This window comes from Algoriphagus resistens (assembly GCF_001442615.1).
Lineage (GTDB): Bacteria > Bacteroidota > Bacteroidia > Cytophagales > Cyclobacteriaceae > Algoriphagus > Algoriphagus resistens.
Window position 1 is genome coordinate 129,058 of the sequence record NZ_LMXN01000005.1, and the last position, 16,042, is coordinate 145,099.

The following is a 16,042-nucleotide window of genomic DNA, read 5'->3' on the forward strand; positions in this document are numbered from 1 at the left end:
AATGAATTACCAGGAAACGCTGGATTATTTGTTTAATTCCCTTCCCATGTTTCAGCGCGTGGGAGCCTCAGCATTCAGAAAGGATCTTCGAAGTACTGTTTTACTTTGTGGCTACTTAGGCAATCCCGAACGAAAATTCAAGTCAATTCATGTGGCTGGAACTAATGGCAAGGGAAGTTCTTCTCATAGTTTAGCATCAATTTTTCAAAGTGCAGGTTATAAAACCGGACTTTATACCTCTCCTCATCTCAAGTCATTTACAGAGAGAATAAGGATTAACGGGGAGAAAATTAGCCCGGGGTTGGTGGTTCAGTTTGTAGAAGAAAATAAAAACTTTCTTGATGAATTGAAGCCAAGTTTTTTCGAAATGACTGTCGGAATGGCTTTTTGGCATTTTGCGCAGCAAGAAGTTGATATTGCTATTGTGGAAGTAGGAATGGGAGGGAATTTCGATAGTACGAATATTATCACCCCTGAGCTCTCTCTGATTACCAATATTGGATTTGATCATGTACAGTTTTTGGGAAATACACTTCCTTTGATCGCAGGAGAAAAAGCTGGAATCATTAAAGCAAATACGCCTGTGGTGATCAGCGAAACGCAGGGGGAAACGAAAGAAGTTTTCATTCAGAAAGCTATCAAGATGAATGCTCCAATCACTTTTTCCGATGATAAATGGAGAGCTGAAAAAGTCTCTGAAGAGGAGGGAAAGGCGAATTATTGTATTCAAACTAGTGGTGAATTAAAGTCGTCTGTGGAATCACAGATCGATCCCGGCGATGCAGCAAGCCGGTCCATGAATCCACAGGAAGAGGTTAATAATTCTTTCATTCTGACGTTTGGGTTGAACGGGAATTATCAGAAATATAACCTTCCAGGTATTCTTGAATCAATTGCTCATATGCGGAAATTGGGTTGGAATTTGCCAGAAAAAGCTGTTTTGGAAGGACTGAAAAATGTAGCTGAATTGACCGGGTTGAAGGGAAGGTGGCAAACATTATCTACCAATCCTACAGTAATTTGTGATACTGGACATAACGAGGCTGGTTTTAGGGAAATACTATCCCAATTGCAAACATACACTTTTACGAAGCTTTGGCTGGTGCTCGGGATGGTTCAGGATAAGGATATTTCAAAGGTACTTTCCATGCTTCCGAAATCGGCAAACTTTGTCTTTTGCGCAGCCAAACTACCAAGAGCTTTGCCTGCAGACCAGTTGGCAGAAAAGGCATTTTCTTTAGGTTTGAAAGGAGAAGTAGTTCCTGATATTAATGACGCATTGGCATTTGCCAGAAAAAATGCTGGCGAAGATGACTTGATTTTTGTTGGAGGGAGTACTTTTGTGGTCGCAGAAATCGAAGAGCTTTAGATGAGTAGAAAAAAACTGGTTCGCTTCCAAGAAAACGAAGAGAACCCAAATGTAATCCAGGCTGGAAAGCCAATTTTTGAAACAATCAAGGGGAGCTGGAATGATGGTCAGTTTAAAAATCCAAATCCACTAGTAGTGGAACTTGCCTGTGGGAGAGGAGAATTCACCGTTGGTTTAGCCCGTAATTTCCCCAATCAGAATTTTATTGGCGTGGATATCAAAGGAAGTCGAATCTGGAAAGGTAGCTCAACAGCCACCAAAGAAGGTATTCACAATGTGGCTTTCCTTAGAACTCAGATTGAGCTTTTGGATAAGTATTTTGCGGCAGATGAGATTTCTGAGCTTTGGATCACTTTTCCTGATCCATTTCCACGAGATGGAGACGAAAAACGCCGGTTGACCTCACCTCGCTTTTTGGACATGTACAAACCCATACTGAAAAAACAAGGTGTTTTGCATTTCAAAACTGATAATACAGATCTTTTCAATTATTCATTGGAGCTTTTTCAACGTAGGGAAGATATCCAAGTGATAGGCTTCACTCATGATTTTTATCAAAGCGAATGGAAGGATGATCATTTTGGAATTCAAACCCGATACGAAAAGATGTTCTCTGATAAGGGGGAGAAAATCAAATACCTTAAATGTAGGTTTATTTAGCTGGACTGTCATTATATTTCCCCCTGGATTTGTGCAAATGATTTGATATTTCCCATCAAATATCATTTCAGAATCTGGGATAATCCGTGATTGTTTTTCGCATTTACCTGCGGGAAGTAAAATGAAAACGCAAGAGTCATGGGCAAAAAGAAGCATTTGGTTGTATTGAGTGGTGCAGGAATCTCTGCGGAAAGTGGTATTAAAACTTTTAGGGATTCCGGTGGCCTTTGGGAAGGCCATGACGTGATGGAAGTGGCTTCACCAGAGGGGTGGAGACGGAACCGTCAGCTGGTACAGAATTTTTACAATCAACGCAGGAAGCAACTGCTTGAGTGCGAGCCGAATCATGCTCATGTGATTTTGGCAGATTTAGAGAAAGATTTTGATGTATCCATCATCACCCAAAATGTGGATGATCTACATGAGCGGGCAGGCTCAACCAAAGTTATTCATCTTCATGGTGAACTGAAAAAAGCGCAGAGCACTTTGGATCCCAGTCTGGTTTATGAGCTAAATGGTTGGGAAATAAAAGATGGTGACAAGTGTGAGAAGGGCAGCCAACTCCGTCCTTTCATCGTCTGGTTTGGTGAGCAAGTACCCAAGATGGATGAAGCGATGGAAATTGTAGCACAGGCAGATATTTTCCTTGTGGTTGGTACTTCGCTTCAAGTTTATCCCGCAGCAGGTTTGGTTGATTATGTTCCTGTTTCCAGCAAGATATATTTGATCGATCCTAAGAATCCAGAAATTGGTTTAAGCAAAAAAGTTGTTTATATCCCGGAAAACGCCACTTATGGGATAAATACTTTTGAAAAAGTGATAAAGTCTATAATTTAATTTTTGTTCAGGGCGGAAAAACTATAAATTGAGAGATAAACTTTTGTCTATGGCACCGAAAAAGAACTCCTGGCCGGTATTTCAGTTTGAAGAGAATAAAGATACCCTTTATCTCTTGCACCAATGGACTCAGATTGTGGGCAAAGTACGTCTCAAAAAGTCGCCATGGCAAAATCATTCCTGGCATGTTTCCCTCTATGTAGACACGCAGGGGTTGACTACGGGAAATATCCCGTATGAGGGAGGAATGTTTAATATTAATTTTGACTTTATCCATCACGAATTGAGAATAAAAACAAGCAATGGTACCCGGGATCGTTTTGCGCTAGGCGGTCAGACTGTAGCCAGTTTTTATGAGCAATTAATGGAAAAGTTGAAATTTCTAGGGATCGATGTGAAAATCCACGAAAGCCCAAATGAAGTGCCTGACCCTATTCCTTTCCCGAAGAACAAAAAGCGGATAATGTACCAGGCGAATGCTGCACAGAGTCTATGGAAGACTTTGGTTCAAATTCAGAATGTATTTGGAGTGTTTAGAACAAAATTCACTGGGAAAAATAGCCCAATACATTTCTTCTGGGGTTCTTTTGATTTGGCATATACTCGCTTTTCAGGAAACAAAGCTCCTGAATTCTCTGGGCAGGTGCCTAACATTCCCCTTACTGTAATGCAGGAAGCTTATTCCCATGAAGCTTTTAGTGTTGGTTTTTGGCCGGGGAGCGACACGTTCAAAACTCCTGTTTTCTATGCCTACAGCTATCCAAATTATCCTGATTTTCAGAAAGAGAAGATTTCTCCGGATAAAGCTTATTGGAACAATGATCTAGGTGAATTTATACTCAACTATGAGGAGGTGAGGAAATCTTCTTCGCCTAATGAGATGCTGCTAGAATTTCTGCAAAGCACCTATGAGGCAGCTGCGAAGGCCGGGAATTGGGACCGTGAAAAGCTCGATTGTGACTTCTCACATTTGGATAAAAAGTAGAAGCGGGACGTTAGGTTCTTTGGATGTTTCTTATTACCCGGAAAGGCTAAACAGCTCTAGCTTCCCAAGATCCAATTAGATTAAAAATAGTTGATTCTATGACTAAAAAAATCAAAATTCTTTCAACTGTTTTGGTTTTTTGGATAGCGCTGTTTGTGGCTTGGGAATGGTGGCATAGCTATCCCAAAGTACGTATCACCCCTAGCTTAAAAGCATCAACCCAAAATGAAGGCATTGATTCTATTGTGAATCAAGCTATGTCAACCTATCTTTTGCCCGGTATTTCTGTAGCGGTCGTAAAGGATGATAAAGTTATTTATTTGAATGCGTTTGGGTTCGGGAATTTGGAGACGAAGGATCCCTTGACTGTAGAAAGTAAAATAGTAGTTGCATCGGTTTCGAAAATATTTACGGCCTTAGGATCAGCTACTGTTTTTCAGGGTAAAGAAATAGATCCAAAAGATCCTGTTTCCTCACTGGAATTGGGAAGGGAAGTAAATTCTTCTTTCCTTACCAACCTGCGCCTTCAAGATTTGTTATTGCATCAGTCGGGTATTCGCGATAAAAATCTCTCTGAGCTGATTTTCTCATTTTCAAAATCACAAAACCTGAATGAATGGGGATGGGAGTTTTTAGAAAAGCCGTCGATTGATGAGGTAGATTCTGTAGCCTTTAACTATGCTGACTCCAATTTCGATTTATTGGGGTTTTTGCTAAGCGAGACAGGAGAACTTAATTTTGGTGCCCAAATTCACAAAAATGTGTTAGCTCCTTCAGGAATGGCTAATTCTGAATTTGTGACGAGCTGGCCTTTGGAAGGGAATAGGATAACCGGATATCAAAAAACCTTCCTGTGGAAGAGGATTGAGCCAAAAAGGATTAGTTTTTCGCTGTTTCCTTCGCCATCCTCTGGACTGATTACCACTACAAAAGACATGAGTTTAGCCCTGCTTCATTTACTAAGAGCAGAATCGGGAGCGTATAAAAAAGCGCTGGAATGGCTCACTCTTGATGATGCCGATGTACCCGCAGGTTTTCAAAAGACCCAGATTAATGGCAATAGGTGGATTGGCCACTACGGAGGTCAGGCAGGATATTCCAGTTTATTGTTCTACTCCAAAGAAACTGAAACCGGTATTTTTCTATTTTCGAATGCCAGGGACAAAGAAGATTTCAGAATTGAAATTGCCAGTCAAATTATCTCTTATATTTCCCTTAATTGAATATTTTTCCAATACATTGATTTTTTCAGCTATTGAATCAGCTATGTATGGAAAAGTTGATTACTTCATAGGGTCTTAGGTTTGATATCAGCTTTAATCGCTCTATTTTGGTTCGTTTAAACAATAACTTAGACCTAAAACATGGATATTAACGATCATTCACCACTTCTACCATACCAGCCTGCCGCTGATCGCTACCACCAGATGAAGTACCGCAGATGCGGAAATAGTGGCTTAGTCTTACCTCAGATAAGCCTGGGATTATGGCATAATTTCGGGCATAACTCTAATTTTACACTCGGAAGATCTATCCTCCGAAGAGCTTTTGACCTAGGGATTTGCCATTTTGATTTGGCAAATAATTATGGGCCTCCCTTTGGATCTGCCGAGGAGAATTTCGGTCGAATACTAAAAAAGGATTTTTCTGCCTTAAGAGATGAATTAATAATATCCTCTAAAGCAGGCTGGGATATGTGGCCTGGACCGTATGGCAATTTTGGTTCTAAGAAGTATTTGGTAGCAAGCTGTGATAAAAGTCTGAGGCGAATGGGATTGGATTATGTGGATATATTCTACCATCACCGTCCGGATCCCGATACTCCGCTTGAAGAGACCATGGGAGCGCTTGATCTTTTGGTAAAGCAGGGAAAGGCACTTTATGTCGGTATTTCCCAGTACTCTGCCGAGGATACGGTCAAAGCCTATGACCTATTGAAACGACTCGGGACACCGCTTTTGATTCACCAGCCTAGGTACTCCATGATAGATCGCTGGGTGGAAAATGGGCTGATGGATGTGTTGGGGGAAAAAGGAGTGGGCAGCATCGCATTTTCTCCATTGGAACAAGGACTTCTTACGGATAAATACCTGAAAGGAATTCCTGCAGATTCCAGAGCCGCCAAAGACGGAAGGTATTTGAAGGCAGAGCAGATTTCTGATGAGAAGATCCGTATGATCTCCCGATTGAATGATATTGCGATAGACCGGGGGCAAACACTTGCTCAAATGGCTATTGCTTGGTTGCTTAAGGATCAGCGTATTACATCTGTTTTGGTAGGAGTTTCCAAGCCAGAGCAATTGGATGATAATGTAGCTGCTGTGAAAAATTCGATATTCAGTACTGAAGAGGTAGCCATGATCCGCCAAATCTTAGGCGCTTGAAATATGAGCTAACATCCCGAAGTGCCCTGATTTTGATCGTCTTCGCTCAATTTTTGGGTACTTCGCTTTGGTTTGCGGCAAACGCTGTAGCCCCGGAAATCAGCCAAATACTTAATAATACCGGAATTTTAGCAAGCATCACTTCGGCAGTGCAATTTGGCTTTATACTAGGAACCATGATTTTTGCTGTTTTTTCGATTCCAGATCGCTTTTCTCCTAGTAATGTTTTCTTTTACAGTTCGATTTTGGCTGCAGGTTTTAATCTGTTGATTGTTACTCTTCCAATGGATCTTTCCATGGTCCTTTCCTGCAGATTTATGGTTGGTTTTTTTCTAGCCGGAATATATCCAGTCGGGATGAAGATCGCGGCGGATTACTTTCAAAAAGGTTTGGGAGCTGCGTTGGGGTTATTGGTGGGGGCGCTAGTTTTGGGAACGGCTTTTCCGCATCTTCTGAAGGGACTGGAGCTGGATTTCTCATGGAAGCGAGTGCTCTGGTTTACTTCGGGACTGGCTTTATTAGGAGGATTTATCATAGGATTCTTTGTTCCAGATGGTCCATTTCATAAAATTAATCCAAAATTTGACCTTAGTCTTTTGCCAAAACTAGCTAAGGTCAAAGCCCTGGTAAGTGCTGCTTCGGGATATTTCGGTCATATGTGGGAGTTGTATGCTTTTTGGGCGTTCGTTCCGATCCTCATTTCATTTCTGAGTGGCAATGATAAACCGGGTGGTTCAGAAAGTTTACTGTCTTTTTTTGTGATAGGCAGTGGAGCTATTTCTTGTGCAGTAGGAGGGTGGATAGCCCAGCAGGTCGGGAGTAGGAAAGTAGCTGAAGTAGCTTTAACAGGATCTGGGATTTGCTGTGTCTTGCTAGTATTTGTTTCAGGAATGCCAAATTGGGTATGGATTGGATTGTTATTGATATGGGGTAGTCTGATTTCAGCTGATTCCCCTCAGTTTTCTACATTAGTTGCCCAAAGTGTACCTGCAGAATACCGGGGAACAGCGTTGACTTTAGTGAATTCTATTGGGTTTGCTATTTCCATTTTAAGTATTCAGCTTGCCCAGTTTCTCCTAAAATGGACCCAAATTAACCATGTTCTGGCTTTACTGGTCCTTGGCCCAATAATAGGGCTTTTTCTATTCCGGTTTTATGATCGAAATTAAGTAATCTCTGTGATGTTAACAGGCCTTTACATTGTCCGGTCTCTGAAGATTTAGTGCAGCTACTTTCAGTTTTTTCAGTAATTTTTTGATTAGTTGAATAGAAGCATAATACCCTGATCCTCATTCGGGCGGTGTTTTCTATGCAATCTTCCGAGCTCATCAAATTGAAGCACGCAAAAAAAAGAGGCTCCCTTTGAAGCCTCTTCACGTAAGTTGCAACCGGACTATCGAACTACGTTTTCTAATGTTGCTAGATAAACCCATTTCTGATCTCTAGAATTTAAGCCTTCATTTACAGCTTCCCGCTGTGCAGCGGTCTGGTTCATGTCTTCATAGGATTGGGCATTAAAGAATTGCATGTAATCCTTGTAAATATTCATTGTCAGGTGTGTGGAATTAGCTTCTGAGCCCAGGGGTAGAGCAGTCCTTAAGAGACTCCAGTGTCCCATCAATCCTTGGTCTATATATTTTTGATGAATGGGTTTAAATACTTGTGATTCAGCCTCTTCATAGGCTTCGAAGTTTCCTTCTTTCGCTTTCATTAGGTCAAAGGAGGCTAATACTCCGGGCTTCATTTGGAAATTATCCCTGGTCTCTGATATTTCCTTCATATATAGCCTCATGGGCAGATCTCTCATGGCAAGTGATTCTTGAAACAATTTGCTTATTTGGACACTGTTCAGATGTGGGTAAGCGATTTTTGTGTACTCAATCATGGATTGTTCATCTAGGCCATTCATCATTTTGACAGGATTATCATAATAGGTGACCATGATGTACTGGAAGTTGGAATCTTCCGCGCCTGATTGTAGCGACCAGAAATCCCAGCCTTCTATTCTGTCGTCATTAAGAGCTTGCCTGTACACTTTCTCCATCAAATCCTTAAACTCGATATAATCAAAAAGTTGATCGTTTTCAACCTTGACAAATTCGAATACCATGTATTGCGTTTGCTGAGCCTTGAGACTACTTACCCAAAGCATCCCGCAAACCAGGAAAAATATTAGCTTTTTCATAATTATTAGGGTTTAGGGTTAATTTCGCTTTTGTATAATTTAAAAAAATATTTTGTTGATATCCATATTTAAGAGAGATAATTTTATTTTTTTGTTGATATCATGGTAAAAGCCAATTTTAACAAAGTGTTTAAAATAATGCTGTATTTATAAGCTAAGAGTGAAAAGTTTAGCGTTTTGATAAACAAACAGAGAAATATTAAAAAGATTTGTAAGAAGATTTATAAAAAAAGTGTGCGTTTTCATGCTTTATTTTAGATAAATAAAGCTATAGTTCAATAATTTGAAAAATAGATATGATAGATCGGAATTTGATTTTGGAAAATGAAAGCGTGCGGCTTGCCCCGATTGCTGAAGAGGATTTTCAGAATTTGATGCTTTTGACAGATGTTCCAAGTCTATGGACTTATTTCACATATAACCTAAGTATTCCGGAGGAATTCATGGAGTGGGCAAATCAGGCGCTGGAAGGTCAACGCTTGCAGTTCTCAGTTTGGGATAAAAACATAAACCAACTTGTGGGAAGTACAGCTTTTGGAAATTATTCCGAGCGGGATAGGCGTATAGAAATAGGGTGGACTTGGTTGGGAGCGGAATTCCATGGCACCGGCATTAATCGGGTTATGAAACTGTTGATGCTTGAATATTGCTTTGAAAAACTCAAATTGAAGCGCGTCGAGATCAAGACGGATGTGTTGAATATTCCTGCACGCAAGGCGCTTGTAAAGTTAGGAGCTGTAGAGGAGGGCGTTCTGAGAAGCCATACTTTGTTAGCTAACGGTAGACGCAGGGATACTATTTATTATAGTGTACTGAGCAGTGAATGGGAAACAATTCGGAGAAAAATGTAAAAAACAGTACTGCGTATAAAAGTGTTTTTTCTGAGTGGTGTATGGTTCCGGCAGATTTGCCCTGAAAAGGAGGCAGACCTGACTGGTCTCAGGCAGGTCTTCGGGATCGTATAGCACGGTGGTCCAACTTTCATCTTTGTTTGCGGAATTTTGATTCATAGATGCTTTTTCTGGAGAGGCATTTGCTCTTTAATCCTTTGGTGCAGTCGCGGGGAGGTCTATTTTTTTCAATAACCAATACAGAGTACAGCCGAAATACTTTTCAATCCCAAAACCAAAGTTACCAGCCAAATCAAACCTGCTGTTGCAGTATATACAGGTTTATTTCGGAAATCTCCCAAGATCAATCTTTGCGAAGCTATCCAGATAATCCAGCCACTAACCAGGGGCAAAAGTATTCCATTGGCCAATTGCGCCAAAGTGATCAATTGTATAGGTTTGATTCCCAAAGAAGCGAAAGCCAAACCCAGCAGCACGATTGCTCCCATAGAGGCTCTCATGGCTTTGGAATGGATAGTTTGGTCCCAATCCATTATTCCACAGATAACCAACCCGCCAGCGAGTGGCGCTGTGATGCTAGAGGTAAGCCCAGCAGCCATCAGTCCAAAGCCCATAAGGTACTTGGCCAAGCCTCCAAAGACGCCTTCCAACCCTTTGGAGACATCGGATGCATTTGTGATTTCTTCGCTTGGGTTACCGGCACCGACCATCAAAATAGCCATGGAAACCAGACCACCGAGAATGACAGAGATCACGATATCCCTTCGCATCCACTGAATGTCCGATGACCCAGACCATCTTGTCTTTGCCAAACTGGCATAGAGAAATAGATTATAAGGAACTACCGTTGTCCCTATTAATGCAACCAACGTGGGAAGATCTTCATTGCTCCAACTTGGGATAAAGCCTGCAGATACAGCTGGCCAATCTGGCTTGGTAAGAATAGCTGTGGCTGTGAACGCTATGGACATACAGACCACCAAGCCCACCAACACCCGTTCCAGCGCTTTGTAATTGCCCCACCATAACAGTGTGAAAACCAGAATTCCCATGATCAGATTGCCGGATTGAATTTCAATTCCCGGAAGGACTGGGGTAGGAGCTTCCCAGAAAATCTGCAGCCCTAAGTAAGTGCCAGAAATATTTCCTGATTCGTAAGCCCCATTTCCTACCCCTATTGCTATAATAACCAGTGACATACAAAAGTAGCGAAAGACTGGATTACCTTTTTGATTACGGATGAGCTGACTCAAATCCCTTCCGGTGATAAGTCCCAATCTTCCGGAAATTTCCTGAAGGATCACCGTTGAGATCACTGATAACCCTAAAGCCCACAGCAAGGAAAACCCAGAATTCATACCTGCAAGTGTACATACCGTCACTGTTCCCGGACCAATAAATGCGGCGGCGACAACAGGGCCAGGACCAAGGTTGTTTAAAAGTGTTTTAAGACTCAACGTGTATATTTATAAGCCAACATAAGGGAAAATGAGTTTTCTTGTTTTTCTTTCTGACAGCAATTAACATAAAGATAAAAAAAGCCACATTAATGCTTTGGATCAAACGGACTTTGAAGGTTTTATTCGTTCTTGCGCTAACGTTGATATTTTTCATGCTCTTGATTTTCCGCAGTGATATTCCTGCTGCCCAAATAGAGGAAAAGTACGGCACTGCCCAGTCTCATTTCATTGAGGTAAACGGGATCAATGTTCATGTGCGGATTATGGGAGAAGGCGATCCGGTTTTCCTTTTGCATGGAAGCTTTTCGTCGCTTCATACCTGGGATATCTGGCAGCAGGAGCTCAGTCCGTATTTTTTGACCATCTCGCTGGATTTCCCTGGGCATGGGCTTACAGGCCCCGATGAACTGAAGCGTTATAGCCTGACGGATTATTCCCAGTTAGTTTTATTGTTGGCAGAAAAACTGAACCTAGACCAGTTTCATTTAGCTGGGAATTCCATGGGAGGGTCAGTAGCAATGCAAATAGCTTCTACGCGGCCTGATAAGGTGCTCTCCCTTAGTCTTATAGATGCTGTTTCTGCAATACCATCTGAAGAATTATCTTTTAATAGTGGAGAACCCAAGCCAAACGAAGCATGGATTTTTAAATTTGCCACAACTCCGATTATTTCATCTGCACTTATGAAATGTACCCCCAGGTTTTTGTTTGCGATGAATCTAAGGCAGGTTTATTCTGATTTTGATAAAATCACAGAAGAGGTAATTGATCGCTATTATGAACTGATGCTTCGGGAGGGCAACAGACAGGCGACTTTAGATCGGTTAAGAGCTCCTGGAGAAATGAGGATTGACTATGAAAGACTGACTATGCCCACCTTGATTATGTGGGGTGAAGATGATTCCTGGATTCCTGTGGCTCAGGCATATTCACTCGAAAAAGCAATCTCAGGTTCCAAATTGATTGTTTTTGAAGCTGTAGGTCATGTACCCATGGAAGAAATTGCGACGGAATCTGTCGCCAAATACCTGTCCTTTTTAGGGGTGGAAGCCCGGAAGGATTACCTTCATGAACCTCAACTAATGACATATGCCCACTGAGTACATTTTAATTTTAATAGTCTTTTTACAACTGGTTTTTTTGGTTTTGTTCTTCTTACGAAAGAACAACGATCAGGACAAAGCCTTCCTACAAGCCGAGCTGAGCAGAATGAGTAAGGAGCTCGAAATCGCCTTGGCACAATCTAGAAGGGAAGCGAGCGAGAATCTTACCAATCAATTTCAGTTGGTTTTCAATAGCATCCGTGCCAATTCCAAAGATCAGAATGAGGCGTTAAAATCCTTTGGTGAGCTATTTCGTCAGAATGTCCAAGAGTTCAATACCCTGCAACGGGAAAAGTTCAGTGAGCTGAATCGCCGTCAGGAAGAGTTGATGAAAACAACAGAACTGCGTCTGGAAAAGATCAGGGAAACAGTCGATGAAAAGCTTCAAAAAACATTGGAAACCCGTCTTGGGCAGTCATTTGCCATGGTAAGTAACCAACTTCAGGCAGTTCAGAAAGGATTGGGTGAAATGCAAAACCTTGCCAATGGCGTAGGTGATTTGAAACGCGTGCTGACCAATGTGAAAAGTCGTGGAGTATTGGGAGAATACCAGTTGCAGGCCATATTGGAGAGCCTCCTTTCACCTGATCAGTACCTATTGAATGCCGAGGTAGGTAAAGGAAACAGAGAGCGTGTAGAGTTTGCAGTGAAAATGCCAGGTCAGAACGAGTCTATTTTGCTTCCTATTGATTCTAAATTTCCTCAGGAATCGTACTTGAGGTTAGTTGATGCATATGAAGTGGCATCTAAGCCAGAAATAGAAATGTATAGAAATGAGTTGTATAAAGCTGTGAAAAAAGCTGCTCAGGACATTCAGAACAAATATGTCCATCCGCCTTACACCACGGATTTTGCAATACTTTTTCTTCCTGTAGAAAGCCTATATGCCGAAATACTTCGTGAGCCGGGCCTGACGCAGCAGATCCAACAGGAATATAAAGTCTTAGTGACAGGGCCAACGACCCTTTCTGCGATTTTGAACAGCCTTCAGATGGGGTTCAGGACCCTGGCTATTCAAAAGAGAAGTTCAGAAGTTTGGCAAATATTGGGGGCAATCAAGACAGAGTTTGGAAAATTTGGAGAGCTGATAGAAAAGACCCAGAAGAAACTAACTGAGGCAAATTCCGAACTGGATAAGCTGGTTGGAGCGAGAACTCGTGTGATTCAGCGGAAATTGAAAGATATTCAGGAATTGCCCGAAGCTGAGAGTAGCAAGCTTCTCGAAGAGTAGGGGGATTTACAGGATTTGAATCTGAAAAACCCACCCAAAAAATGAATTATTCGATTTTAGCTTTGTTACTTTGACCTGTATAGCATAAAGAAATAGCTTAATGGCTGATTACCATTTAGAAAGATATTACTTTTGCCAGTTCAAAAATCACCTGAATTACCTCTATGGGGATGAATATTGTGATTGCCGGTGCAGGAGATATGGGATATCACCTTGCTGAGCAATTAAGTTTCGATAATAAAGACATCACACTGATCGACACGGACAGAGAAGTTCTGGACTATGTTTCTTCCAAACTTGATGTGTTGACAGTACAAGGGGATGCTACATCTTTTGAAGTGCTCAAGCGTGCCAATGCTAACAGGGCGAGTATGGTTTTATGTGTCACTACGTCAGAGAAAACCAACATTGTCACAGCAGTTTTGGCTAAACAATTAGGGGCAAAGCGCGTGATGGCAAGAGTGAGAAACCACTCTTACATGGAAGCCGAGAATTTGACCTATTTTCAAAATCTGGGTATTGACAACCTGATCTCGCCTACGATGCTCTGCAGCAAGCACATCTTCAATATGATAGAAAATTCCAGTTTTACTGAAGTTTTCGATTTTGAAGGAGGAAAGCTCAATATTGTGGGCATCACACTGGATCAAAGCAACCCTTTGGTCAACCAGCGGATCATGGATACCAAGTCAAATCCGATTTTTGAAGACATTCGGATCATTGCGATTTTAAGGGATCAAAAAACCATTATACCCCGCGGAAGCACAATTATCCGAAATAACGATCACGTGTTTTTCATTTCCAATAAGAAAAATACGCAGACTATCATGGAAGTTCTTGGCCAAGAGAAACATACGGTCAGAAATGTGATGATTATCGGTGGAGACGATATGGCTTTGACCACTGCACTCAGACTGGAAGACCACTTCCGTGTGACCTTGATCAATAAAGACAAAGAGCGCTGCAAATGGCTGGCGGAAAATCTTAAAAGTTCCCTGGTGATCAATGGGGATTATAAAAATGTCGAGCTTTTGATTGAAGAAGGATTAGAGCAGATGGACGCTTTTTTGGCGTTGACTGAATCTTCGGAAACAAATATTATAGCGAGTTTGACGGCCAAAAACCATGGGGTTTATAAGACTATTGCGCACGTGGACACACGGGAATATATACATATTTCACACAGTATAGGAGTGGACTCACTAATTAATAAAAAGCTGGTTGCAGCGAATGAAATTTCCAGATTTTTAAAAAAGGGGACTGTAGAGGCTGTTTCGGGAATATATGGCGTGGATGCTGAGTTTATTCAGTATTCTGTATGCAAGAATAACCGGTTGATTAAAAAGTCACTTAGAGAGCTACATTTTCCAGATTCAGCGATTGTCGCTGGAGTGATAAGAGGAGAAAAAGTATTTATTCCTGATGGGGATTTTCAATTGGATCTGAATGATAAAGCAATTGTTTTGGCATTGCCAGAGGCAAAAAGCGCACTCGAAAAACTGTTCCATTAAGACATGATCCATTTCAAGGAAATCGGAAAGATCATGGGAGCACTCTTGGTGCTGATTTCCCTCCTGATGCTTCCGGGTATAGCTTTTTCCTTCCATTTCAATGAAGACCCCTGGCCAATTTTGAGTTCGGCGGTGATCACTATGATTATCGGAATGGTATTGTTCTTTTCATTCTCAAAGCAGGATCAGAACATACGAAAACGTGAAGGTTATCTCATTGTAGCCTTGAGCTGGATTTTTATGGCATGTTTTGGAATGCTGCCATATGTGCTTAGTCGGGAAATCAATGGGTTTTCTGATGCACTTTTTGAGACCATGTCTGGGCTTACCACTACAGGAGCTTCCATTTTGACAGATATAGAGGCGATGCCAAAGGGCTTGCTTTTTTGGCGTAGCATGACCCAGTGGATCGGAGGGTTGGGAATTATTGTCCTGACAGTGGCTATTTTTCCTTTGTTAGGAATCGGCGGAATTGAGCTTTTTGTTGCAGAGTCTCCAGGCCCTACTTCCGATAAAGTCCACCCAAGGATATCCGAAACAGCCAAACGGCTTTGGTATGTATATGTAGGTCTTACTGTATTGGCCACCTTGCTTTATTGGGTTGGGGGGATGACTTTTTTTGATGCAATTAACCACGCCCTTACGACTTTGGCCACTGGAGGGTTTTCTACCAAAAATGCCAGCATGGCTTACTATGATTCGGCTTTTATTCAATATGTAGCAATTGTGTTTATGTTTTTGGCGGGGACTAACTTTACGGTGATCTACTTTGGATTGATAGGGAAATTTAAGCGTGTTTTCCAAAGCGACGAATTCAAAACGTATGCCCTTGCCTTATTGGGAATTTCTGTACTTCTGTATTTTCCTATTTCTAACATTGAGACTAATGCTGAATTGGCATTTAGAAAATCCCTCTTTCAGGTGGTTTCCATTGTGACTACTACAGGTTATGTGACTGATGATTATACCAAATACAGTCAAGGAGTTACTTTTTTTTGCTTTATGTTGTTGTTTTTGGGAGGTAGTGCAGGATCAACCGCGGGAGGAATAAAATTTGTAAGGCACCTCACGTTTATCAAGAATTCCTGGTTGGAATTTAAGCGGCTGGTACATCCGAGGGCAATTGTTCCTTTGATTATCAACGGTGACAGAGTAACAGGTAGGATCATCACACATATTATGAACTTCCTCCTGATTTATTTATTGACTTTTGTCTTAGGCTCGTTGGCGCTTTCCCTGATGGGGTATGATTTGCCAACTTCTCTAGGGGCGGTGGCTACTTCTTTGGCCAATGTCGGGCCGGGAATCGGGGATGTTGGCCCGGTAGATAATTTTGCATTTTTCTCACCTACAGCCAAGATCTTTCTCTCCTTCATCATGCTTTTGGGAAGGCTTGAACTGTTTACTATACTGATATTATTTACGCCGTTCTTCTGGAGAGCTAATTAATTTGGGAATTGGTACTT

General features: G+C 41.6%; 14 protein-coding genes. 12 read left to right on the forward strand and 2 right to left on the reverse strand.

Features of this window, described 5'->3' with window-relative positions; genetic code table 11:
* Position 1 precedes the first annotated feature (1 nt).
* The 7 genes from AS141_RS11135 (at position 2) to AS141_RS11165 (ending at position 7,404) form a co-directional block, all read left to right on the forward strand.
* Positions 2–1,369 carry a bifunctional folylpolyglutamate synthase/dihydrofolate synthase gene (locus AS141_RS11135; protein WP_057937744.1) on the forward strand — a complete coding sequence of 456 codons (1,368 nt, stop codon included), beginning with the start codon at positions 2–4 and terminating at the stop codon, positions 1,367–1,369.
* Positions 1,370–2,029: a tRNA (guanosine(46)-N7)-methyltransferase TrmB gene (gene trmB / locus AS141_RS11140; RefSeq protein ID WP_057937745.1), complete on the forward strand. Its 660-nt coding sequence runs from the start codon at positions 1,370–1,372 to the stop codon at positions 2,027–2,029.
* 138 nt (positions 2,030–2,167) lie between these two features.
* On the forward strand, positions 2,168–2,866 hold the full coding sequence (locus AS141_RS11145) for an SIR2 family NAD-dependent protein deacylase (RefSeq protein ID WP_057937746.1): 699 nt from the start codon (positions 2,168–2,170) through the stop codon (positions 2,864–2,866).
* 49 nt (positions 2,867–2,915) lie between these two features.
* Complete coding sequence (locus AS141_RS11150; RefSeq protein ID WP_057937747.1) at positions 2,916–3,851, forward strand: DUF5996 family protein; 936 nt, start codon at positions 2,916–2,918, stop codon at positions 3,849–3,851.
* Positions 3,852–3,949: 98 nt separating this feature from the next.
* Positions 3,950–5,074, forward strand: a complete 1,125-nt coding sequence (locus AS141_RS11155; RefSeq protein WP_057937748.1) for a serine hydrolase domain-containing protein — start codon at positions 3,950–3,952, stop codon at positions 5,072–5,074.
* Positions 5,075–5,215: 141 nt separating this feature from the next.
* On the forward strand, positions 5,216–6,235 hold the full coding sequence (gene mgrA / locus AS141_RS11160; protein WP_057937749.1) for an L-glyceraldehyde 3-phosphate reductase: 1,020 nt from the start codon (positions 5,216–5,218) through the stop codon (positions 6,233–6,235).
* Positions 6,232–7,404 (forward strand): MFS transporter, encoded by a 1,173-nt coding sequence (locus tag AS141_RS11165; RefSeq protein ID WP_198293527.1) that lies wholly within the window; start codon positions 6,232–6,234, stop codon positions 7,402–7,404. The genes mgrA and AS141_RS11165 overlap by 4 nt, the downstream gene beginning before the upstream one ends.
* Positions 7,405–7,628: 224 nt before the next feature.
* On the opposite strand, the gene AS141_RS11170 is transcribed toward AS141_RS11165, so the two are convergent.
* Positions 7,629–8,420 (reverse strand): hypothetical protein, encoded by a 792-nt coding sequence (locus tag AS141_RS11170; protein ID WP_057937750.1) that lies wholly within the window; start codon positions 8,418–8,420, stop codon positions 7,629–7,631.
* Between the two features lie 296 nt (positions 8,421–8,716).
* On the opposite strand from AS141_RS11170, the gene AS141_RS11175 reads away from it, so the two are divergent.
* Positions 8,717–9,271 (forward strand): GNAT family N-acetyltransferase, encoded by a 555-nt coding sequence (locus AS141_RS11175; protein WP_057937751.1) that lies wholly within the window; start codon positions 8,717–8,719, stop codon positions 9,269–9,271.
* Positions 9,272–9,498: 227 nt separating this feature from the next.
* Here the strand turns inward: AS141_RS11175 and AS141_RS11180 are convergent, their stop codons facing one another.
* A complete protein-coding gene (locus AS141_RS11180; RefSeq protein WP_057937752.1) occupies positions 9,499–10,728 on the reverse strand; it encodes an Nramp family divalent metal transporter in 1,230 nt (409 codons plus the stop codon).
* A 92-nt stretch (positions 10,729–10,820) separates the two neighbouring features.
* On the opposite strand from AS141_RS11180, the gene AS141_RS11185 reads away from it, so the two are divergent.
* From AS141_RS11185 to AS141_RS11200, 4 genes are all read left to right on the forward strand, one after another.
* Complete coding sequence (locus tag AS141_RS11185) at positions 10,821–11,831, forward strand: alpha/beta fold hydrolase (protein WP_057937945.1); 1,011 nt, start codon at positions 10,821–10,823, stop codon at positions 11,829–11,831.
* Positions 11,821–13,065, forward strand: a complete 1,245-nt coding sequence (rmuC, locus tag AS141_RS11190; protein WP_057937753.1) for a DNA recombination protein RmuC — start codon at positions 11,821–11,823, stop codon at positions 13,063–13,065. Before AS141_RS11185 ends, rmuC begins: the two co-directional genes overlap by 11 nt.
* A gap of 164 nt (positions 13,066–13,229) precedes the next feature.
* Positions 13,230–14,576, forward strand: coding sequence for a Trk system potassium transporter TrkA (gene trkA, locus AS141_RS11195; RefSeq protein ID WP_057937754.1), 1,347 nt, complete (start codon positions 13,230–13,232; stop codon positions 14,574–14,576).
* Positions 14,577–14,579: 3 nt separating this feature from the next.
* Positions 14,580–16,025 carry a TrkH family potassium uptake protein gene (locus tag AS141_RS11200; RefSeq protein WP_057937755.1) on the forward strand — a complete coding sequence of 482 codons (1,446 nt, stop codon included), beginning with the start codon at positions 14,580–14,582 and terminating at the stop codon, positions 16,023–16,025.
* Positions 16,026–16,042: the final 17 nt, after the last annotated feature.